The organism is Tepidimonas charontis (assembly GCF_007556685.1).
Lineage (GTDB): Bacteria > Pseudomonadota > Gammaproteobacteria > Burkholderiales > Burkholderiaceae_C > Tepidimonas > Tepidimonas charontis.
Genome location: NZ_VJON01000023.1, coordinates 20583 through 41697, shown reverse-complemented (window position 1 = coordinate 41697; position 21115 = coordinate 20583). Strand labels below are relative to the sequence as shown.

Annotated in this window: 20 protein-coding genes and 1 pseudogene; 6 read left to right on the top strand and 15 right to left on the bottom strand. The window is 69.5% G+C overall.

What is annotated here, in order from left to right:
- Nucleotides 1-239 precede the first annotated feature (239 nt).
- Nucleotides 240-470, top strand: a pseudogene (locus Tchar_RS08015) (Lrp/AsnC ligand binding domain-containing protein); the annotation flags it as partial.
- A gap of 115 nt (nucleotides 471-585) precedes the next feature.
- Here the strand turns inward: Tchar_RS08015 and Tchar_RS08010 are convergent.
- The 4 genes from Tchar_RS08010 to Tchar_RS07995 all read right to left on the bottom strand — a co-directional run bounded on the left by Tchar_RS08010 (nucleotide 586) and on the right by Tchar_RS07995 (nucleotide 5257).
- Complete coding sequence (locus Tchar_RS08010; protein ID WP_144328541.1) at nucleotides 586-930, bottom strand: RidA family protein; 345 nt, start codon at nucleotides 928-930, stop codon at nucleotides 586-588.
- 98 nt (nucleotides 931-1028) lie between these two features.
- A complete protein-coding gene (locus tag Tchar_RS08005) occupies nucleotides 1029-1973 on the bottom strand; it encodes a delta(1)-pyrroline-2-carboxylate reductase family protein (RefSeq protein ID WP_144328540.1) in 945 nt (314 codons plus the stop codon).
- Nucleotides 1974-2012: 39 nt separating this feature from the next.
- Nucleotides 2013-3716 (bottom strand): sensor histidine kinase, encoded by a 1704-nt coding sequence (locus tag Tchar_RS08000; RefSeq protein WP_144328539.1) that lies wholly within the window; start codon nucleotides 3714-3716, stop codon nucleotides 2013-2015.
- 41 nt (nucleotides 3717-3757) lie between these two features.
- On the bottom strand, nucleotides 3758-5257 hold the full coding sequence (locus Tchar_RS07995; RefSeq protein WP_144328538.1) for an FAD-linked oxidase C-terminal domain-containing protein: 1500 nt from the start codon (nucleotides 5255-5257) through the stop codon (nucleotides 3758-3760).
- Nucleotides 5258-5637: 380 nt separating this feature from the next.
- Here Tchar_RS07995 and Tchar_RS07990 point away from each other — a divergent pair, with 380 nt between their 5' ends.
- Entirely contained in the window at nucleotides 5638-6063 is a 426-nt protein-coding gene (locus tag Tchar_RS07990; protein ID WP_144328537.1) for an Hsp20/alpha crystallin family protein, read from the top strand.
- Between the two features lie 154 nt (nucleotides 6064-6217).
- Here Tchar_RS07990 and Tchar_RS07985 read toward each other — a convergent pair whose 3' ends face one another.
- From Tchar_RS07985 to Tchar_RS07975, 3 genes are read right to left on the bottom strand one after another with little or no spacing between them, the layout of a single operon-like run.
- Nucleotides 6218-7087 carry a LysR substrate-binding domain-containing protein gene (locus Tchar_RS07985; RefSeq protein ID WP_144328536.1) on the bottom strand — a complete coding sequence of 290 codons (870 nt, stop codon included), beginning with the start codon at nucleotides 7085-7087 and terminating at the stop codon, nucleotides 6218-6220.
- Between the two features lie 5 nt (nucleotides 7088-7092).
- Nucleotides 7093-7941, bottom strand: a complete 849-nt coding sequence (gene purU, locus Tchar_RS07980; RefSeq protein ID WP_144328535.1) for a formyltetrahydrofolate deformylase — start codon at nucleotides 7939-7941, stop codon at nucleotides 7093-7095.
- 41 nt (nucleotides 7942-7982) lie between these two features.
- Nucleotides 7983-8975 carry a ketopantoate reductase family protein gene (locus Tchar_RS07975; protein ID WP_144328534.1) on the bottom strand — a complete coding sequence of 331 codons (993 nt, stop codon included), beginning with the start codon at nucleotides 8973-8975 and terminating at the stop codon, nucleotides 7983-7985.
- Nucleotides 8976-9157: 182 nt separating this feature from the next.
- Here Tchar_RS07975 and glmU point away from each other — a divergent pair, with 182 nt between their 5' ends.
- On the top strand, nucleotides 9158-10564 hold the full coding sequence (gene glmU / locus Tchar_RS07970) for a bifunctional UDP-N-acetylglucosamine diphosphorylase/glucosamine-1-phosphate N-acetyltransferase GlmU (protein WP_144328533.1): 1407 nt from the start codon (nucleotides 9158-9160) through the stop codon (nucleotides 10562-10564).
- Between the two features lie 36 nt (nucleotides 10565-10600).
- Here glmU and Tchar_RS07965 read toward each other — a convergent pair whose 3' ends face one another.
- On the bottom strand, nucleotides 10601-11059 hold the full coding sequence (locus Tchar_RS07965) for an SH3 domain-containing protein (protein ID WP_161595482.1): 459 nt from the start codon (nucleotides 11057-11059) through the stop codon (nucleotides 10601-10603).
- Between the two features lie 106 nt (nucleotides 11060-11165).
- Nucleotides 11166-11687, bottom strand: coding sequence for an Lrp/AsnC family transcriptional regulator (locus Tchar_RS07960; protein WP_236640390.1), 522 nt, complete (start codon nucleotides 11685-11687; stop codon nucleotides 11166-11168).
- 141 nt (nucleotides 11688-11828) lie between these two features.
- Here Tchar_RS07960 and glmS point away from each other — a divergent pair, with 141 nt between their 5' ends.
- Nucleotides 11829-13745, top strand: a complete 1917-nt coding sequence (gene glmS / locus Tchar_RS07955; protein ID WP_144328530.1) for a glutamine--fructose-6-phosphate transaminase (isomerizing) — start codon at nucleotides 11829-11831, stop codon at nucleotides 13743-13745.
- 183 nt (nucleotides 13746-13928) lie between these two features.
- On the opposite strand, the gene selD is transcribed toward glmS, so the two are convergent.
- Nucleotides 13929-15005, bottom strand: a complete 1077-nt coding sequence (gene selD / locus Tchar_RS07950; protein ID WP_144328529.1) for a selenide, water dikinase SelD — start codon at nucleotides 15003-15005, stop codon at nucleotides 13929-13931.
- A 41-nt stretch (nucleotides 15006-15046) separates the two neighbouring features.
- Here selD and mnmH point away from each other — a divergent pair, with 41 nt between their 5' ends.
- Nucleotides 15047-16117 carry a tRNA 2-selenouridine(34) synthase MnmH gene (mnmH, locus tag Tchar_RS07945; RefSeq protein ID WP_144328528.1) on the top strand — a complete coding sequence of 357 codons (1071 nt, stop codon included), beginning with the start codon at nucleotides 15047-15049 and terminating at the stop codon, nucleotides 16115-16117.
- A 65-nt stretch (nucleotides 16118-16182) separates the two neighbouring features.
- Nucleotides 16183-16800, top strand: a complete 618-nt coding sequence (locus Tchar_RS07940) for a sigma-70 family RNA polymerase sigma factor (RefSeq protein ID WP_144328527.1) — start codon at nucleotides 16183-16185, stop codon at nucleotides 16798-16800.
- Nucleotides 16801-16806: 6 nt separating this feature from the next.
- On the opposite strand, the gene cobA is transcribed toward Tchar_RS07940, so the two are convergent.
- Genes cobA through Tchar_RS07915 form a run of 5 tightly spaced genes read right to left on the bottom strand, consistent with a single transcriptional unit; the run spans nucleotide 16807 to nucleotide 21110 of the window.
- Entirely contained in the window at nucleotides 16807-17553 is a 747-nt protein-coding gene (cobA, locus tag Tchar_RS07935) for a uroporphyrinogen-III C-methyltransferase (RefSeq protein WP_144328526.1), read from the bottom strand.
- A 3-nt stretch (nucleotides 17554-17556) separates the two neighbouring features.
- Nucleotides 17557-18864, bottom strand: a complete 1308-nt coding sequence (locus Tchar_RS07930) for a sulfate adenylyltransferase subunit 1 (RefSeq protein ID WP_236640389.1) — start codon at nucleotides 18862-18864, stop codon at nucleotides 17557-17559.
- Nucleotides 18864-19823 carry a sulfate adenylyltransferase subunit CysD gene (cysD, locus tag Tchar_RS07925; RefSeq protein ID WP_144328525.1) on the bottom strand — a complete coding sequence of 320 codons (960 nt, stop codon included), beginning with the start codon at nucleotides 19821-19823 and terminating at the stop codon, nucleotides 18864-18866. The genes Tchar_RS07930 and cysD overlap by 1 nt, the downstream gene beginning before the upstream one ends.
- Nucleotides 19820-20644 carry a phosphoadenylyl-sulfate reductase gene (locus Tchar_RS07920; RefSeq protein WP_144328524.1) on the bottom strand — a complete coding sequence of 275 codons (825 nt, stop codon included), beginning with the start codon at nucleotides 20642-20644 and terminating at the stop codon, nucleotides 19820-19822. The genes cysD and Tchar_RS07920 overlap by 4 nt, the downstream gene beginning before the upstream one ends.
- Nucleotides 20637-21110: a DUF934 domain-containing protein gene (locus Tchar_RS07915; RefSeq protein ID WP_144328523.1), complete on the bottom strand. Its 474-nt coding sequence runs from the start codon at nucleotides 21108-21110 to the stop codon at nucleotides 20637-20639. Before Tchar_RS07915 ends, Tchar_RS07920 begins: the two co-directional genes overlap by 8 nt.
- Nucleotides 21111-21115 lie beyond the last annotated feature (5 nt).

The following is a 21115-nucleotide window of genomic DNA, read 5'->3' as shown; positions in this document are numbered from 1 at the left end:
TGCTTGCTCGTGGTCATGGTTTGCCCTCCTTCAGGGTTCAAGGTCGATCTCGCAATCAACCTCTTACCATGACCACCCGCCCGCTTACTACCCCAGGCGATTTTGCACACAAGTCAGCACACTACCCGTGGTGACGTTCTTGTGCAGCCTCAGATGCATCGTTTCAGCTCCAGCATGACCTCTCGGGCCAACAGTAAACCACGGCGTCGTCCAGTCAACGAATCATCCGAGACACGACACGCGCCTGGATGAGCATTTTGGTGGAGGGCAACCAGACGCGCGCCGTGATCGCCAGCCTGTTGGGTGAGCCGGGCGTGGTCAAACTCCACGATACCAACGGCCGCTGGGACCTGTTGGCCGAATTGGAGGCCACATCGATGCACGAGCTCTCGGATATCCTGGAGCGCATTCGGCTCATCAAGGGCATCCACAGCAGCGAAACCAGTATCCACCTGCGCACCTACCGTTGAGTGGGTGCACCGACGGTGTGCCCGACGGTGTGCTGGTGCGGTTGCCGATGGGGGGATCGGAGTGTGGGTCGCGGCCCGGGCAGCGTCGCTGCGCGGTACGGGCCCGCGCGTGGCATCAGAGCGCCGCGGTGGCGACGATTTCGATCTTCCAGCGCGGGTCGGCCAGTTTGGCTTCAACGGTGGCGCGTGGCGGCGTGTGGCCGGCGGGCACCCAGGCGTCCCAGACGCGGTTCATGGCGTCGAAGTCGGCCAGATCGGCCAGGAAGATCTGCACCATCAGCAGCCGGGTCTTGTCGGTGCCGGCGCGCGCCAGCAGCGCATCGATCATGCCCAGCACCTGGCGGGTTTGGTCCTCGATGTCCTGGGTCGGATCGTCTGGCACCTGACCGGCCAGATAGACCGTGCCGTTGTGGATGGCCATCTCCGACAGGCGTGCGCCGACGTCGAAGCGTTGCACCATGATCGAATCTCCTGTGTCGTGGGTTGGCGGCGACGGGTGCAGTCCGTGCCAACGGGAAATAACGGGGGTTGGATGCAGCGGGTGGCGGGGCGCTCGCCTCATCCCGAGCGTCCATCCGCTGCGTGCGCCAGGGGCGGTACTGCGCAGCGTGCGGCGGCCAAGTCCCAGCCCGCCCAGCCGCAGCTTTTGAAAAATACCGGGCGCTTGCCTTGCTGCTGGCGCCACAGGGGGGTGTCGCGGATCACGTCGCCCAGGGTGGGCCAGGCGGCCACGTCGACCCCGGCTTGCAGCAGGTCGCCGGCCTCGTGGTCGGCGTCGCGCGTGTCCACCACGATGGTGCCGTCGGCGGCGATGGCGCGCACGACCGCAGGTGCCCATTCGATCATCTGCGGTGTGAAGGCGCCGATCGCCGCCACGAAGGCGTCTCGGCGGGGCGACGCGTCCAGCACCACGCCGTGCGCGGTGGTGCAGCTGACGACCAGCGGATGGTCGGCCAGGGCCGCGTTGGGCTCGTCCACCACGCGGGCTCGCGCCCCCAAGGCGGCGGCATGTGCGGCCAGCGCCGCGGCGCTTTGGGTGTTGCGCGAGGCGATGCTGACCTGCTGCACACCAAGCGCGGTGACGAAGGCCTCCAGATGGGCGCGCCCTTGCACGCCAGCGCCCACGATCAACAGTGGGCCGGCCGGGCAGGCAGCGAGTCGGCGTGCCGCGGCCACGGTGACGGCCGCGGTGCGACGCGCCGTCACCGTGGGACCATCGAGGACGCAGCGGCGCAGCCCGCTGCGCGCATCGAAGACGATGACGTCGCCGTGGATCGCGGGGCGGCCATGGGACGGGTTGTCGGGCACGAAGGTGATCAGTTTGACGACGGCCAGTCGCGTGTCGGTCGCCGGCATGACGAACAAACTGCCACCACTGGGCAGGGGGTGGACCAGGCGCGCCGGTACCTGGACGTCGTCGTCGCGCAGCAGCGCCTCCACGGCCTGCACCAGCCGGGGGTAGGGCAGGGCGGCGGCGGTGGTGGAGGCGTCGAGCAGCGACATCGATGGATGGGGCAGCAAGGGCAGCGGAGCGGGACGCACTCAAGCCGAGGCGGTGCTGGCCAGTGGCAGCGTAAACCAGAAGGTGGCGCCGGCGTCGGGGCGAGCGGTCGCGCCGATGCGCCCACCGTGCCGCTCGACGATGCGCCGACACAGGGCCAGCCCGATGCCGGTGCCTTCGAATTCCTGCGGGCGGTGCAGGCGCTGAAAGACGCCGAACAGGTTGGAGGCGTGACGGTCGTCGAAGCCAACCCCGTTGTCGCGCACGCGAAAGATCGCCTCCTGGCCACCGCCAGCAGCGGGCTGGACGCCGCCTTCGACCTGGATGACCGCAGGGTGACGCGGACGGCTGTATTTGAAGGCGTTGCCGAGCAGGTTGTCCCACACCTGCGACAGCAGCAGCGGATCGCCGTCGACCACGGGCAGCGTGGCCGGCAGGTGCAGTTCGTACTCCCCGGGCGCGCGTCGCAGCGCCGGGTCGTGCTGGACGCGGTTGATGCTGCTGAGCAACAAATCCAACATCGGCACGGGCTGGCGCTGCAGCGCCGCGCGCCCCAGCCGCGCAAAAGCCAACAGGCCCTCGATCAGTTGCCCCATGCGCGCGGCCGCCTCGTCGATGGTGGCCAGATCCTCCTGCACCGCGTCGGACACGGGGACGCCGAGATCTTCGCGCAACAAACCCAGGTAGGCGGTGATGTGGCGCAGCGGCGCACGCAGGTCGTGCGAGACGGAGTAGGCGAAGGCTTCGAGGTCGTGCAGTGCGGCCTGCAGCGCTTGCGTGCGTTCCTGCACTTGGCGTTCCAGTCCCTGGTTGAGCTCGCGCAGCAGCGCTTCGAGCCGGTGCACCGCACTCATATCGCGCACCAGGCAGGCGGTGCCCAGCGGCTGGCCATCGGCGTCATGCAAGGCCGTGTAGACGATATGGGCCCACAGTTGTGTGCCGTCGGCGCGCGCCAGCCAGCCGGTCGACTCGGCCTGGCCAAGCAGCGCGGCGCGCTCCAGGGCCTGCGGGGTGTCGGGCGGCAGCGGCTGCGGCGCAGCGCTGTCGGCCGCGGTGGTGTCCACGCCCACGACGGCCGCGGCCGGGTAACCAAGCAGGCGTTCGGCGCTGGGCGGCCAATCGCTGATGCGGCCGGCGGGGTCCAGAAAGACGATGGCGGCGTCACGCAACGCGCTGGACAGCGCCTGCCAGCGTGCCTGCTGCGTGGCCAGCGCCGCGTCTTGCTGCTGCAAGCGCGTGCGCAGTTCGTGCTCGCGCGCGGCGGCGGCCTGCATGGCGTGCGCATGGGTGTCCGGGCGGGCCAGCACCAGTACACCCGTCGCTGCGCCGCGCACGTCCCAAAGCGGGCGCACGTTCAGTGTCCAAGGGGGGGCGGTGTCGTCGGCTGGCCATCGCAGTGTGGTCTGTCCCGCCTCTCCACCCTGGGCCAGCGCCACCCACGGCAGCAGCGCGTCGAGCACGCCGTCGGCCAGCACGTCGTGCCACGACTGTCCCACGATGGTCTGCCACGTCACACCAGGCCGTAGCAGCGGCTGCAGCGCCGGGTTGGCGCAGCGGCAGCGCAATTGCATGTCCAGCGCCAACACGCCGTCGGGCAGGGCGTGCACCAAGGCTTGCCACCAGGTCTCATCGCCGCTCGGGCCTGTGGCAGCCAGCGCCGCGGCGGCCGGGTCGGCGCTATCGAGCGCGTCGAAAAACGCGGCGGGCAGGTGGGTGGGCCATGGGTCGCGCGGCAGCGGCTGCATGGCTGCAACTGTAGCGCATGGCACGCGCCCGCAACGCTTTTTCAGAAGCGCGGCAATTCGGGATGCGGTATCTGCCCGCCGCGCACCAGCATGCGGCCGTACTCGGCGCAGCGGTGCTGGGTGGGGATCACCTTGCCGGGGTTGAGCCGCCCGTCCGGGTCGAACGCGTGCTTGACGGCAATCATCTGCGCGCGCTCTTCGGGGCTGAATTGCACGCACATGCTGTTGAGCTTTTCGACGCCCACGCCGTGCTCGCCGGTGATCGTGCCGCCCATGGCGACGCTGGTCTCCAGGATGTCGGCGCCGAAGCGCTCGGCCCGCGCCAGTTGGTCGGGGTCGTTGGCGTCGAACAAAATCAGTGGGTGCAGATTGCCGTCGCCGGCGTGAAAGACGTTGACGCAGCGCAGCCCGTAGCGTTGCTCCATTGAGGCGATGGCCTGCAGGATGTCGGCCAGCCGTTTGCGCGGGATGGTGGAATCCATGCACATGTAGTCAGGGCTGATGCGCCCGCTGGCTGGAAAGGCGTTTTTGCGTCCGCTCCAGAAGCGCAGCCGCTCGGCCTCGTCGCGGCTGACGGCGATGCGCGTGGCGCCGGCGGCGCGCAGCACGGCGCTCATGCGTTCGATTTCCTCGGCCACCTCCTCGGGGGTGCCGTCGGATTCGCACAGCAAGATGGCGGCGGCGTCCAGGTCGTAGCCGGCGTGCACGAAGTCCTCCACCGCTGCCGTCATCGGCTTGTCCATCATTTCCAGCCCCGCCGGGATGATGCCGGCGGCGATCACCGCCGCCACCGCTTCACCGGCACTGCGCACGTCGGCAAAACTGGCCATGATGCAGCGCGCCAGCTGCGGCCGCGGCAGCAGGCGCACGGTCACTTCCAGCACCACCGCCAACATGCCTTCGGAGCCGACCACCAGCGGCAGTAAATCCAAACCGGGTGCGTCCAACGCGTCGCCGCCGAAGGTGATGGGCTCACCATCGGCCAAAAAGCCGCGCACCTTGAGCACGTTGTGCAGCGTCAAGCCATATTTGAGGCAATGCACGCCGCCGGAGTTTTCGGCCACGTTGCCGCCGATGGTGCAGGCGATCTGGCTGCTCGGGTCGGGGGCATAGTACAAACCGTAAGCCGCCGCCGCCTCGCTGATGGCCAAATTGCGCACGCCGGCTTGTACCACGGCGGTCTGCGCCAGTGGATCGATGCGCACGATGCGGTTGAACTTGGCCAGCGACAGCGTCACGCCCAGTGGGTGCGGCATGGCTCCGCCCGACAGGCCGGTACCGGCGCCGCGCGCCACCACCGGCACCTGCAGCGCGTGGCAGGCACGCAGCACCGCCTGCACCTGGTCTTCGGTTTCCGGCAGGGCCACCGCCAGCGGCCGCTGGCGGTAAGCGGTCAGTCCATCGCATTCGTAGGGTGTGGTCTCTTCCGCCGTCCACAACAGCGCGTGCGGCGGCAGGACGGCGGCCAGCGCGCGCACCACCTCGGCTTGGCGGGCGGCGCGCTCGGCGGCGTCGTGGGCGGTGGCATCGAGCAGGCTCATGGGCACAGTGTAGGGCAGGAGCGCTGTCGATGGGTGAAAAAAAAGCGCAGCGTCATGTGACGTGCGTTCAACGAACGCCTGCACGACGCTGGTCCGGCGAAAAATCGCGCAGCGCCGTTGGACGCCGGCGCAAGGCGCGGGTCTTTTGCGCTGGATCAAAGTCGGCTGCGAGCGCAGGCGGCATCGTGGCGTGCCTGCGGTGCAGCGGGCCCAGGATGCGCGCCCACGCGCGCCACCCAACGGCCGCAGGCTCTTGAAAGGGCCGCAGCCCATCCTCATCTCGGGGACAGAGCACGACATGCTGGCCGTCGGCGCCGATGTGGAGGCGGCGGCTGACGGTTCGGAAATGCCTCCACGGTTCAGCCAAGGAGAATGCACCCATGAGCAACCTGATTCCGCGCCGCATGAGCCTGTTTGACGAGTTTTTCCGCGATCTGGCGCCGGGTTTCTACATCCGGCCGCTGCATGGCGACCCGCTGCCGCAGCAGATCAAGGTCGATATCACCGAGTCCGACAACGCCTACACCATCTCGGCCGAGATGCCGGGTGTCAACAAGGACGCGATCCACGTCACAGTGGACAACAACGTGGTCACCATCAGCGCCGAAGTCAAGCAAGAGGACGTCAAGCGCGAGGGTGAGAAGGTGCTGCACAGCGAGCGCTACTTCGGCGCCGTATCGCGCAGCTTCGCCCTGCCGGGCGATGTGGACGAAGGCGCGGCTAGCGCCAAGTTCGAAAACGGCGTGTTGACGCTGACGCTGCCGAAGAAAGTGGCGGTGGCCGGCAAGCGCATCCGCATCGAATAAGGCGATCGGCCGCGCGCGGACGCGGTCGCGGGGGAGGCTGCTGCGTGCGCCGGGAACGGTGCCACGCGGGCCACCCCGCGCGAGCTCGCAAGGACGACCGTCGTGTGCGCCAGAGATGGTCTGCAACTGCCCTCTGCGTTTGTCGCTCGCGAGACTAAGCCACCGCTTGCCGCAACCAGGCGGCGAAGGTGGCGCACTCCCAGCGCTCCATCGCCCCGGCGCGCCAGCACAGGTAGTGCGCGTGCGGGCTGGGCACGGTGTGCGGATACAGCCGCACCAGCGTGCCGTTTTCCAGCCACGGTGCGCCGAGCTTGAGCCGCACCAGCGCCACGCCCATGCCGGCGGCGGCGCCGTCGCACATCAGCCCGATGTCGTTGAACTGCGAGCCGTCGGTGGGTTCGGGCCAGTCCAGATGGTGCGCGGCAAACCAGGTGCGCCACGGCTCCAGTGGGCTGCGCAGCAGCGGCACGCCGTCCAGGTCTTCCGGACGCTCGAACGGCCCGTGCTCGCGCACGAAGGCGGGCGAAGCCAGGGGCGTGACCTCGTCTTTGAGGATGCAGGTGAACTCCACGTCCTGGTAGCGCCCGGTGCCAAAGCGAATCGTCAGGTCGGCGTCCTCGGCCACCACGTCCAGCAGCGGAATGCTGACCTGCAGCGTCAGGTCGATCTCGGGGTAAGCCTCGGCGAAGTGGCGCAGGCGCGGCATCAGAATCGAGCGCGCGAAGGTGGGCGTGACCGCCAGGCGCAGCTTGCGCCGCCCCGGCGTGGCGCCGCGGCTGGGGAAACGCTGTAAGGCCGCCAGCGCCTCGCGCACCTGGGCCAGGTATTCGCTGCCTTCGGTGGTGAGGGAAAAGTCGGCCCGCCCGAACAGCTTCACGCCCAGCTGTTCCTCCAGCTGGCGGATGCGATGGCTGACCGCGCTGGGGGTGACACACAGTTCATCGGCGGCTTGCGTGACGCTGCGCAGGCGCGCCAGTGCTTCGAAGGTCAGCAAGCACTGAATGGGTGGGATGCGCGCTGCCATCGGTTTTAGCGGAAGACCACCGTGCGCTGGCCATTGAGCAGCACGCGGTGCTCACTGTGCCACTTGACGGCGCGCGCCAGCACCTGACTTTCGGTGTCGCGGCCGATGGCGGCCAGATCCTCCACCGTCATGCTGTGGTCCACGCGCGCCACGTCCTGCTCGATGATCGGGCCTTCGTCCAGGTCGGCCGTGACGTAGTGGGCGGTTGCGCCGATCAGCTTGACCCCGCGCTCGTGCGCCTGATAGTAGGGTTTGGCGCCCTTGAAGCTGGGCAGGAAGCTGTGGTGGATGTTGATGGCGCGCCCGGCCAGCCGCTCACACATGCCGTCGGACAGGATTTGCATATAGCGCGCCAGCACGACGAGTTCGGCCTGCTCTTGCTCGATGATGTCGAGCTGACGCGCCTCGGCCTGCGCCTTGGTGGCGGCGCTGACCGGAATGTGATGGAACGGAATGTCGTAGCTCGCGGCCAGTTGGTAGAAGTCGCGGTGGTTGCTGATGATGGCGCGAATGTCGAGCCGCAGCAGACCGCTTTTGTAGCGAAACAGCAGGTCGTTGAGGCAGTGGCCCTGCTGGCTGACGAAGATCACGGTGCGCATCGGCTCACCCCAGGGGTGCAGGGCGCAGTGCATGGCGTGCTGCCGACCGAAGTCGTGCAGCGCGGCGCGCAGCGCCTCGGTGTCGTGGCCGGGGCAGGTGAACTGCACGCGCATGAAAAAGCGCCCGGAGTCGCGGTCGTTGAACTGCGCCGCCTCTTCGATATTGCCGCCCCACTGCAACAAAAAGCCGGAGACGGCGTGCACGATGCCAGGCTTGTCCTGGCAGGACAGGGTCAGGACGTAGGTGTCTTGCATGACCCGTGATTGTCGCAGCTCGGGCGCTGCGCGCGGCGCACTCAGGCGCCGCGGCCGTGTTCGAGCAGGCGAACCAGGGTGTGTAGGGTTTGATTGGCAGGGGCGCTGAGGCCGTGGGCGCGGGCGCGCGCCACCACGGCGCCGTTGAGGTGATCGATTTCGGTGCGGCGGCCGCGCAGCAGGTCGTGCGCGGTGGAGGAGCGCTGGGTGGCCATCGAGTGGGCGATATGCTGCACCTGCGTGTCCAGCGCCGCTGCGTCGAGTACGATGCCTTCGGCGGCCGCGACCGCCACGCACTCGCGCACCACCTGTTGCAGCAGCGCGGGCACGCCGTCCTGCGCCCACAGCCAGCCGTAGGGGCGCGCGGTGATGGCCGACAGGGCGTTGTAGGCGCAGTTGATCACCAGCTTCGTCCACAGCGCCTGCGGCACAGCGTCCGATACCGCCGCCGGGATGCCCGCGGCGGCCAGTGCCGCCAACACCTGCGGTGCTTGCGGAAAGGGCGCCAACACCAAGTCACCACGGCCGTGGTGACGCACCACGCCCGGGCCTTCCAGGCCCACCGCCACATACACCGCCACCGGCACGGCGGGGCGCCCGAGAATGCGCGACAGCAGTGCGGCGTTGTCCACGCCGTTTTGCAGGCTCAGTACCACCGCCTGCGGCGTCAGATGGGCGGCGATGGCACGGGCGGCGGCTTCGGTGTCGCCCGACTTGACGCACACCAGCACCACGTCGGCGTCGGCGACGGCGGCGGCTTCGGTGCGGGCTGCCACCGCAATGTGCATCGACCCCTCGGCGGTGAGCAGTTGCACGCCGTGTGCCTGGATCGCGGCGACGTGGTCGGGGCGGCCGATCAGCGTCACCGTGAAGCCGGCACGCGCCAGCAGGGCGCCGTAATACGTGCCCACCGCGCCGGCGCCAAACACGGCAAAGCGCAGCGGCGGGTGGCCGCCATCGGGCCGATCGGTGACCGTGGCAGGGGTGGCGTGGGTGGCGCCGCCGGGCGGCGTCGAGGCGCAGACGTTGCTCATGCCGCCAACGATACGGCAGGCGCACAACGGGCACAAGGGCCGCCATGCACGCCGTCGCGTTGGCACCAGCGGTTCGGCCGGCCGCCAGCGCGGGCAGGGTAGGCGCCGTCCGGGGTATGGGCAGGGCGGCGTCGATAATGGCGCCGGATGTGATCATTCGACCCCAAACGATAGGAGGAACCATGTCCCAGCCCGTGGACGTCGTGATACTGGCCGCCGGCAAGGGGACGCGCATGAAAAGCGCGCACCCCAAGGTATTGCACCGGCTGGCGGGGCAGCCCCTGCTGGGCCACGTGTTGGCGGCGGCGCGCGGTGTGCAGGCACGCACCTGTGTGGTCGTCACCGGTCACCAGGCCGAGGCGGTGGAAGCCGCCTTGCCCGCCTTGGCGCATGGGTTGTCCGTGCAAGCCGTGCGCCAGAGCCCGCAGCTGGGCACCGGGCACGCGGTGCAGCAGGCGCTGCCATGCTTAGCCGACGACGGCTTGACCTTGGTGTTGTCGGGCGACGTGCCGTTGACGCGGCCCGAGACGCTGCAGGCCCTACTGGCCGCCCAGGCCGCAGGCGGGCCGCAGGCGCTGGCGTTGCTGACCGTGGATCTGCCCGATCCGCACGGGTATGGCCGCGTGCTGCGTGACGCTGCCGGCGCGGTGTGTGGCATCGTCGAGGAAAAAGACGCCAGCGTGGCGCAACGCCAGATCACCGAGGTGTACAGCGGCATCATGGCGGCGCCCACGGCGCGGCTGCGTGCCTGGTTGGCGCGGTTGGACAACCGCAACGCGCAGGGCGAGTATTACCTGACGGACGTGGTGCGCCACGCCGTCGCCGATGGCACGCCGGTGGTGGCGCACCGCATCACCGACCCCATCGAGGTGGCCGGCGTCAACAGCCCGGCGCAGCTGGCCGAGCTGGAGCGGGCCCATCAGCGTCGTGTGGCGCAGACGTTGCTGGCGCACGGGGTGCGTCTGGCGGACCCGGCGCGTCTGGACGTGCGCGGTGAGCTGGTGTGCGGGCAGGATGTCGAGATCGACGTCAATTGCGTGTTCGAAGGCCGGGTGGTGCTGGGCGACGGGGTGCGTATCGGCGCCCACTGTGTCATTGCCGATGCGGTGATCGAGGCGGGCGCCGTCGTTCACCCCTTCACGCACATCGATGGCGCGGGCCAACCGGTGGTGGTCGGCGCCGCAGCGCGCGTGGGGCCGTTTGCGCGCCTGCGTCCGGGCACGCGACTGGGGCCGCAGGTGCACATCGGCAACTTCGTCGAAGTCAAGAACACGACCCTGGCGGCGGGCGCCAAGGCCAACCACCTGGCCTACCTGGGCGACGCCACGGTGGGCGAGCGCGTCAACTATGGCGCGGGCAGCATCACCGCCAATTACGACGGCGCCAACAAGCACCGCACCGTCATCGAGGCCGATGTGCACGTGGGCAGTAACTGTGTGCTGGTAGCGCCGGTGACGCTGGGCGCGGGCGGAACCATCGGCGCGGGCAGCACGGTGACCAAGGATACGCCGCCCGGCGCCTTGACGGTGGCGCGCGCCAAAGCGGTGTCGATACCCAACTGGCAGCGGCCCGTCAAACGGCGCGATTGACGAGGCGCGGCCGCGTGCCCCGGCGGCGCTGCCGTCTCACCATCCCCACAGGTGGTCGCTGGCGGCCCAGACCGTGCCGCTGCCACTGGGTGCGCGCAGCTGTACCCAGTCGCCTTGGCGTCGCACGGTGGCCAGCACATCGCCATAGCGTGCGTGTCCCACCACCTGCCATTCGAGGCCGGGGCCGCTGCGCAGGTTGAGCACGCGCACCCGCACCACGTGGTGGCGCCGTGTGTCGGTCAGACGGGCCGCGATCCAGCCTTCATCGCCTTCGAAGTCGCGCACCTGCAACCAATCACCCTGGCGCTGCAGCACCAGCAGCGGGTAGCCCTGGCGCAGCTGCCACCGCACTTCGCTGGCGGTGCCCGGGCCCGCACGCAGGTTGGCGGTGGGCACGCGCACGCTGACCAGCTCTTGGGCGTAAACCGTCAGCGTCGCCAGCGCAAGCACGAGGGCAAGCCCTGCTCGCACGACGGAAGGAAACAAGCGGACCATGCAGCGCCTCCTCGGCAATCCGATGGCCATAGATCATACGTCAGCAGGGATCGGATCCAGAGGGGCGTGTGTGGTGGGGCCAACCCAAGGCCCGCTGGGGGCGGCCTCAGCGCTGGCCGGCGGTGGCGCCGGATTCCCCCGCTGCCGCCGCCGTGCTCGGCAGTGGCAGCCGGGTGTCGAACTTGGCACGGTGCACGCAAAAATAGGCCTTGACGGTGCGCACATTGTCGTGGGCAGTGAACAGGCGTTGGGCCAGCGCTTGGTACTCGGCCATGGTGCGCACCGCCACCACCAGCACGAAGTCGGGCCCCGCGCTGACCCGGTAGCACTGTTGCACGGCCGGGTCGGCCACGGCCAGCGCTTCGAACGCCTGCAAGAACTCGGCCCCTTGACGCTCCAGCGTCAGCTCCACGATGGCCTGTAGCCCTTCGCCCACGGCAGCGGCCAGCCGCTGCGGGTGCAGGATCGCCACGCGGTGTTCGATCAGCCCGGCCTGCTCCAGCCGCCGTATGCGGCGCAGCACCGTCGGTGCCGAGACCCGGCAGCGCACCGCCAGTGTCGCCAGGGGCGCGGCGGCGTCACGTTGCAGCTCGGCCAGCAGGCACAGATCGGTGTCATCTAGTTTCACGATGACGGTGATTATGAAATCAATATCGATATCAACGCTGGGGAGTAATTTTATTTCACAAGGTATCGATATTTGAAATCCAAAGTTTGTTTCTTTGTCGTACGCTCGGCATCCACCAGAGATACGTGGGAGAGCGGTGCGATGTGTGGCATTGTCGGGGCGGTGAGCAGTGGCGATGTGGTGCCGACGCTGGTGCAGGGATTGCAGCGGCTAGAGTACCGGGGATATGACTCGTGCGGTTTGGCGGTGCACATGGCGGGCCCGTTGGATGGCGTCGTGCGCAGCGGCGGCTTGGTGCGCGCGCGCAGCACCGCACGCGTGGCCGAGTTGCAGGCGCAGGTGCTGGCCGACGGATTGCGCGCGGCCACGGGCATTGCCCACACGCGCTGGGCCACGCACGGCGCGCCCGCCGTGCACAACGCGCACCCGCACGTGAGCTGTGGGCCGGGGGTACGCGTGGGTGAGCGGCCAGCCCGCGTCGCTTTGGTGCACAACGGCATCATCGAAAACCACGAGGCCTTGCGCGGCGAGCTGCAGGCCCGCGGCTATGTGTTCGAGAGCCAGACCGACACCGAAGTCATCGCGCACCTGATCGACAGCGTGTATGAGGGCGACCTGCTGGAGGCGGTGCGCGCGGCCACCGCCCGCCTGCACGGGGCGTACGCGATCGCGGTGTTGCATCACGACGAGCCGCAGCGCTTGGTGGGCGCGCGTGCCGGCTCGCCCCTGGTCCTGGGCATCGGCGCGGCGCTCGACGGCCCCGCGGCCCACTATCTGGCCAGTGACGCGCTGGCACTGGCCGGCGTGACCGACCGCATCGTTTTTTTGGCGGAAGGCGATGTGGTCGATGTTTCGCTCGGTCGCTACCGCATCGTCGGCGCCGACGGCCGTGCGCTGGAGGCGGCCGCGCGGCCCGTCAAAACCGTGCAGGTGGGCAGCCAGGATATCGCTTTGGGGCCCTACCGTCACTTTATGCAGAAAGAAATCTTCGAGCAGCCGCGGGCGCTGGCCGATACCCTGCAGGGGGTGGAGGGCATCGTGCCCGAGCTGTTCGACGACCACGGCGTGCGCTCGCGCGCCGCGTGGCGCGTCTTTGCCGAGACCGACCGCGTGCTCATCCTGGCCTGCGGCACCAGCTACTACGCCGGTTGCGTGGCACGCTACTGGCTGGAGTCGATCGCACGCGTGCCGACCACGGTGGAGATCGCCAGTGAGTACCGCTACCGCGACAGCGTGCCCGATGCGCGCACGCTGGTGGTGGCCATCAGCCAAAGCGGCGAGACCGCCGATACGCTTGCCGCCCTGCGCCACGCGCAGTCGCTGGGCATGGGCAACACGCTGGCCATTTGCAACGTGGCCACCAGTGCCCTGGTGCGCGAGTGCGAGCTGGCCTACGTGACGCGCGCGGGCGTGGAAATCGGCGTGGCCAGCACCAAGGCTTTCACCACCCAATTGGCGGCGCTGTTTTTGCTGACGTTGGCGCTGGCGCAGGCCAAGGGACGGTTGAGCGCCGAGCGGGAGGCCAGACACTTGCGCGCGATGCGCCACCTGCCGGTGGCGCTGCAGGCGGTGCTGGCGCTGGAGCCAGCCATCATCCGCTGGGCCGAGGACTTCGCCACCAAAGAGCATGCCCTGTTTTTGGGGCGTGGTCCGCACTACCCGATTGCGCTGGAAGGCGCGCTCAAGCTCAAGGAAATCAGCTATATCCATGCGGAAGGCTACCCGGCCGGCGAGCTCAAACACGGTCCGCTGGCCTTGGTCACCAACGCCATGCCGGTGGTCACCGTCGCCCCCCATGATGCGCTGCTGGAAAAGCTCAAGAGCAATATGCAGGAAGTGCGCGCCCGCGGCGGCGTGCTCTACGTCCTGGCCGACGCCGACACCCACATCGGCAGCGACGACGGGGTGCACGTCATCCGCATGCCCGAGCACTATGGGCCACTGAGCCCCATTTTGCATGTGGTGCCACTGCAGCTGCTGGCCTACCACACCGCGTGTGCGCGCGGCACCGATGTCGACAAACCGCGCAACCTGGCCAAGAGCGTGACGGTGGAGTGAGACGACGCGCGTGTGGCCCGCCGCTGGGCAGGCGGCCTGCGCCGTGGCTGGTGTCGATAATCGTGGCTGCGTTGATTCTTCACTATGGAGCCATCGTGGCCGTTCGCGTCCTGACCGTTGCGGTCGCCACCCGTTGCCGGCGGGTGCCCGCCGCCCGCAACCGCGCCCCGGCCGCTCGTTGAGTCAGCGCAGGCGCACGCCGGGCGGCATGCCCGCTGGGGGGGCCTGCAGCTGGCCGATCACCCAGCCGGGGTTGCCCTGCGCGGCAGTGAACGCCGCCTGCACTGCCGCCAGCGCATCGGGCGCGCACGCCACCAGCAGGCCACCGCTGGTTTGCGGATCGGTGACCAGCGTCTGCCACAGCCCGCGCTCAGCGGCGGGCAAGGCCGACAGGTCCACCACGTCGCCATAGCTGGCCCAGTTGCGGCCCGAGGCGCCGGTGGCGATGCCTTGCCGCAGCAGCGTGCGGCTGATTTCCAGCACGGGCAGCGCCGCCGTCTCCAACAGGGCCAGCAGGTTGGCCGCCCGGCACAGCTCCAGCAGGTGGCCGGCCAGGCCGAAGCCGGTCACATCCGTCATCGCGTGCACGCCGCTCAACTGGCCCAGCGCCGCTCCGGCGCGGTTGAGCAAGGTCGTCCAACGCCGCATTTCGGTATAGCCGTCGGCCTCCAGCAGCCCCTTTTTGAGGGCGGCGGACAGCACCCCCACCCCCAGCGGCTTGCCCAGCACCAGCACATCGCCCGGCCGGGCACCGGCGTTGGTTTTGACGTGATCGGGGTGCACGGTGCCGATGGCGGCCAGGCCGTAGATCGGCTCCACGGTGTCGATGGAGTGGCCGCCCGCCAGCACCACCCCGGCCGAACGGCAGGCCGCCGCCCCGCCTTCCAGCACGCGGGCGATGACCGCCTCTGGCAGTTGCTGGATGGGCATGCCCACCAGCGCCAGCGCGAGCAGCGGCTGGCCGCCCATCGCGTACACGTCCGACAGCGCGTTGGTGGCCGCGATCGCGCCAAAATCGAACGCATCGTCCACCACCGGGGTGAAAAAATCGGTGGTCGCCACCAACGCCAGGTCGTCGCGCAGGCGGTAGACTGCGGCGTCGTCGCTGGTGGCCGTGCCCACCAGCAGCTCGGGGGGCGCCAGGTGCGGCGGCACCTGGGCCAACAGCCGCTGCAGCACCGCCGGGGCGATCTTGCAGCCGCAGCCGCCGCCGTGGGCCCAGGCGGTCAGTCGGTTCGGGTCACGTGTCTCGGTGTTCATCGTCGTCCCATTTGCCGTACGGCAGTATTTGCAGCCTTGCCATGGCCGCCAAACCGGATATTGTCACCCTGGATCAGATCGGTGCGTTCGACACGCTGATCGATGCCCGCAGCCCGGCGGAGTTTGCGCTCGACCACCTGCCCGGCGCGATCAACCTGCCGGTGCTCGACGACGAGGAGCGCCGCATCGTCGGCACGCTGTACAAACAGACCGGCGCTTTCGAGGCGCGGCGCATCGGCGGCGCCTGGGTGGCGCGCAACATCGCCCGCCACATCGAGGCCGTCATGCAGGACCGGCCGGCCGGCTGGCGCCCGCTGGTGTACTGCTGGCGTGGCGGGCAGCGCAGCGGCGCGTTTGCCCTATGGCTGCGCCAGATCGGCTGGGCCGCGGCGCAGTTGCAGGGGGGGTACAAGGGCTACCGGCGCTGGGTCGTGGAGCAGCTCGACGCCCTGCCGCCGACGCTGGACTGGCGGGTGATCGCCGGTCCGACCGGCAGTGGCAAGACGCGGCTGCTGCAGGCCCTGGCCGCCCGCGGGGCGCAGGTGCTGGATCTGGAGGCGCTGGCGCGCCACCGCGGCTCCATCCTGGGCGCGTGGCCCGACGGGCAGCCGCAGCCCAGCCAGAAGGCCTTCGACACCGCGCTGGTTGATGCGTTGCGGCGCTTCGACCCCGCACGGCCGGTGTGGGTGGAGGCCGAAAGCCGCAAGATCGGCGCGGTGCAGTTGCCCGAATCCTTGACCCGTGCGCTGCAAGCAGCACCGCGCGTGCTGCTGCAGGTGCCGTTTGCGGCGCGGCTGGCGCTGGTGCTGCAGGATTATGCGTGGCTGGGACGCGACCCGCCCGCCCTGGCGCAGCGTCTGCTGGCTTTGCGTGGCCTGCAGTCCAACGAGACACTGGCGCGCTGGCAGGCATGGGCCTTGGCGGGGCAACTGCCACCTTTGTTTGCCGAACTCATGCAGTTGCACTACGACCCGCTGTACCAGCGCGCGCTGGCGCGCGCCGCTGCTGCGCCCGTGTGCACGGTGACGCTGCCCGACTTGGGGGCACAGGCGCTCGACCGCGCCGCCACCGCGCTGCTGCGTGACTGCGCAGCGGCACCGGCGCACCCCTGATGCCCACGCCGCGCGTGAGCCGCCCAAACGATACTTGTCCCATGGGGTTAGGTGGTTGAAGAGCGATGTCGCGCGCGTCGGTCGGGTCCGTTGAGGTGTCGCAGTGGTGGTCCCTGCATCAGGCCGAATTGCGGCGCTGGCTGGTCGCGCGTTTGCCCACGCCGCAGGATGCCGAAGACGTGCTGCAAGAGGTGTTTCTCAAAGCGCTGCGGCAAGGCGAGCGTCTGACGCACGTGGCCCAGCCGCGCGCTTGGCTGTTCGAGGTGGCGCGTCACGCGCTCATCGACCGCCAGCGTCAGTCCGTTGCGCCCGAGCCGTTGACCGAGGAACTGCTCGCCTCCCTGCCGTTCGATGAGGTCGAGCTGGCGCCGGTGGACCGGCTCGCGCAAACGTGCCTGCCGCGTGTGTTGCAAGAGCTCGACGCACAAGACCGCGAGGCCATCGAAGCATGCGACTTGCAGGGCATGACGCAGGGCAGTTTTGCGCGCGCCAAAGGTCTGACTCTGGCCGCGGCCAAGTCGTGCGTGCAACGCGCGCGCCAGCGCATGCGCGAGCACATGCTGCGCGTGTGCCAAGTGCAGTTGGGTGCCGGTGGCGGTGTGGAAGATTTCGTGCCGCGTGCGCCCGACGGGGCGGCCGCGGCGGCAACGCCCGCGCACCCTCGGCACGGCCGTTTGCGCTAAAACCGCTCAGGCGCTGGCCGACGCCGCTTGCCACGCGGCGGCCGAGCCAGCATGGGCCGGCGCCAGGGCGCTGGCGGCGGCACCCACGATCACCACGGTCGGTCGCCCGCGGTGCAACACGCAGGCCTGCGCCAGCGTGGCCAGCGTGTGCTGCGTATGAATCGCATCGGGCCAGCCGGCGCGCGAGACCACGCTCAACGGCGTGGTGGCGGGCCAACCGGCTGCCGCCAGTTGGCGCGCCAGGGCGGGCAGTTGTGTGCCGGCCATGTAAAACACCTCGCTGTCGGCGTGGCGGCCCGCACACAGGGCGTGTTCGCGCGTCATGGCCGTGGTCAGCGCCACGCTGCGTCCGCGCCCACGCCGGGTCAGCGGCCGCTGTGCGTCGGCGGCGGCGGCCAGCGCCGCGGTGACGCCGGGCACGACAACGGTTTCGTGCCCGGCGGCGCGTACCACCGCCAGCTCTTCTTCCAGCCGCCCGAAGACGCTGGGATCGCCACCTTTGAGGCGCACGACGCACGCACACCGGGCCGCATAACGCAACAGCAGGGCGTGGATCACGGCCTGCTCGGTTGCGGGACCATAGCCACGCTTACCAACGTCGATCCAGTCGGCGTCGGGGGCGTGTTCGCGCAACGCGGGGTCGGCGAGCGCGTCGGCCAGCACCACGTCGGCCCGGGCCAACCAGCGCGCGCCGCGCACGGTGATGAGGTCGGCCGCACCCGGCCCGGCCCCGACGAATGCCACCGTTGCCATCGGTCACTCCACCAAGGCGGCACCCGCCGTGCGGTGGGTGCGCGGATCGACGACGATCAGCGCGCCGCCATCGGGGCCGGCGTGCCGAAACGGCACCAGGGGCAGCGGCGCGGCCGTCTCCAGCACCGCTCGACCGATGTCGTTGGCCCCGAGTGCATGCACGTCGACGGGCTGCAGTGTTTGAATGTCGAGCCGGTGCTCGATGGCGGCGATCCGCCCCTGCACCCAGCGGTGCCCATGGCGCAACCAGTAACGCTGTCCCACCACTGCCGCATCGGTGTCCAGCCACGCGACGGTGGCGGCAAAGCGCCGCTGGCCCGTCAACGCATCGGGTGCGCCCAGCCAATCGCCGCGTGAGACGTCGAGCTGACGGTCGAGCTGCACGCCCACCGATTGGCCTGCCGCGGCTTCTTCGATGGGGCGGCCGGCGTGGTGCCACAGCGCCGCCACACGCGCCGGCTGGCCGCTGGGGAAGACCTGCAGCGCAGCGCCGACGTGCACCCGGCCGCAGGCCAGTCGGCCCCACAGCACGCGCGGCTGCTCGCCGGTGCCGTCGCCGGTGCGCTGCACCCACTGCACGGCCAGCCGCCACGGCGACGACAGGGGCGGCTGCGGCAGGGGCAGGGTTTCGAGCACGTGCAGCAGCGACGGGCCGTCGTACCACGCGCTGCGCAGCGCGGTGGTGACGTTGTCGCCGCGCAGGGCCGACACCGGCAAGATGGCCGCCGGCTGCAGCCCGGCGTCGGCGCAGAAGGCTCGCAGCGCATCGTATACCGCGGCCCAGGCGGCGCCGGGGTCGGCCACGGCGTCGATTTTGTTGACCGCAAACACCAGATGGGGCACGCCCAGGCGGTGCGCCAGCAAGGCGTGGCGGCGCGTTTGTGGCAGCAGGCGCACGGGGCGTTGGTTCAGGTCGAGTTTGGTCACGTCCACCAGGATCACGGCGGCGTGGCTGCCCGCCGCGGCAGTGACCATGTTGCGCGTGTACTGCTCATGCCCGGGTGCATCGGCGATGATGAATTTGCGCCGCGGCGTGGCGAAGTAGCGGTAGGCCACGTCGATGGTGATGCCTTGCTCGCGCTCGGCCTCCAGGCCATCGGTCAGCAGCGACAAGTCCAGTGCGCCCTCGCCACGGCGCAGCCGCTGCAGCGTATCCACTTGGTCGCGCATCAGGGCCTGGCTGTCCAACAGCAGCCGACCGATCAGGGTACTTTTGCCGTCATCGACGCTGCCGGCCGTCAGAAAACGCAGCGCGCCGTGGGCGAGCTCGGAAAAAGGAGTGTGCATATCGCGGTGCTCCGTTGCTGCCATCAAAAATAGCCTTCGCGCTTGCGCCGTTCCATGGCGGCGTCGCTGGTGCGGTCATCCACCCGGGTGGCGCCGCGTTCACTGACGTCGGCACGCAGTGTCTCGGCGACGATGGCCGCGGCGTCGGCGGCCTCACTGAGCACGGGGCAGGTGCAGGTCATGTCGCCTACGGTGCGAAAACGCACGCGCAGCGTCTGCACCGTCTCACCGGGGCGCGCCGGCGTCACCGGCGTGACGGGCACCCACAGGCCGTGACGCTGCACCACGGCGCGCGGGTGCGCGTAGTACAGGCTGGGCAAGGCAATGCCCTCACGGGCGATGTAGGCCCACACGTCCAGCTCGGTCCAGTTGCTGATTGGAAAGGCGCGCATGTGCTCGCCCGGCTGCAGCCGGGTATTGAACAGCGTCCACAGCTCGGGGCGCTGGGCCTTGGGCTGCCACTGGCCGAAGCTGTCGCGGTGCGAGAAGATGCGTTCCTTGGCGCGTGCCTTTTCTTCGTCACGCCGCGCGCCGCCCACGAGCACGTCGAAGCGGTGCGCTTCGATGGTCTCCAGCAACGTCACGCTCTGGTGCGCGTTGCGCGAGGCCAGTGGATCGCTCGGGCGCACGGTGCCGCGGCGTATCGAGTCCTCCACCGCTCCCACGATGAGCGTGTCGCCGTGCCGTCGCACCAGTTCATCGCGAAAGGCGATGACCTCGGGGAAGTTGTGCCCGGTGTCGATGTGCACCAGCGGCAGCGGCAGTGCGCCATCCCAGCCGCCGTCGGGGCGGCGGCGCTGGAAGGCCTTGCGCGCCAGGTGCACCACCACACAGGAATCTTTGCCGCCCGAGAACAACAGCGCCGGGCGCTCGAAGGCACCCACCGCCTCGCGCAGCAAAAAGACCGCTTCTTCTTCCAGCGCATCCAGATGGCGCCAGTCGATTTCGGGCAGCAGATGGTCGGCTGTGACAGGGGCGTTCATGCCGTGCGTTCCTCGGAGTTAGGGGCCAGTGGGCGAGCGCCGTGCCGAACGTGCAGTCCGCACTCCCGCTGCGCGTCGTCTTCCCACCACCAGCGCCCGGCGCGAAAGTCTTCGCCGACGGCGATGGCGCGCGTGCAGGGGGCACAGCCGATGCTGGGCATGAAGGCGTCGTGCAATGGGTTGTAGGGCACGTCGTGGGTGGCGATGTAGTGCCACACGTCGCTCCAGTGCCACTCGGCCAGCGGGTTGAATTTGACGCGTCCGTCGGCGTCGCGGTCGATCAATGGCACTTGCGCGCGCGTGTCCGACTGTTCACGCCGCAGACCGGTGATCCACGCACGGCGCCCGCGCAGCATCTGCGCCAGCGGCTGCAGCTTGCGCAGCGCGCAGCAGGCCTGGCGCAGCGCACGGCTGCGGTACATGGCGTCCTCCCCCTGTGTGTGCACGAAATCGGCTACCTGTTGTGGATCGGGACGGTAGATCTCCAGCGGCACGCCCCAGTGGATTTGCAGCCGCTCCATCAAGGCCACGGTCTCGGGGTGCAAGCGCCCCGTGTCCAAGGTGGCCAGCGCGATCGGCAGCCCCGCGCGCACGATCAGATCGGTGATCACCATGTCCTCGGCCCCCAGGCTGGTGGCCTGCACGATCGAGCCGGCAAAGTCGTGCGCGGCCGTGGCCAGCAGCGCTTGCGCGCTGGCCAGCCGGGCTTCGTATCCGGGGCTGTGGCGGGCGTACAAGGCGAAGGCACGCCCCGGTTGGGGTGTGGGCGGCGGGGCTGGCGCCCAGGTGACGGTCGAGGTGGTCAGAGCGGTCTCAGGCATGGTGGGGCTGCGGGTGATGGCGTAAGTCGGGTTGGTAGTGGGTGTCGAAGGTCGTCAGGGCACGCTGCGCCACGGCCACCGACTCGCCGGGGCGCAGCTGCGCGCTGTCGAAACCGCAGCGCCACAGCAGCGGCGCCATATCGGCGATCACATCGCCAGTGGCGCGCAGTTCGCCACGAAAGCGCCAGCGGCCCCGCAGCAGCCGCGCCTGGCTGTAGGCACGGCCATCGGTCCACTTCGGGAACACCAGCGCGATTAGGCGCAGCCGCGGTAGGTCGGGCACCAGAGCCGCGACGTCGCCGTCATTGGGCCACTGCACGCCCACCGGCAACTCCGCGGGCCAGGTGTGGCGCCAGGCCTGCCACTGCGGCGCATCGAGCAGCAAGGCCGCCGCGGGCCGCTGCAGGCCATCAGCCGCTGGGCGGCGCCAGGGATCGGTGTGAACATCGATGAAATGCAGGCTCATGGTGG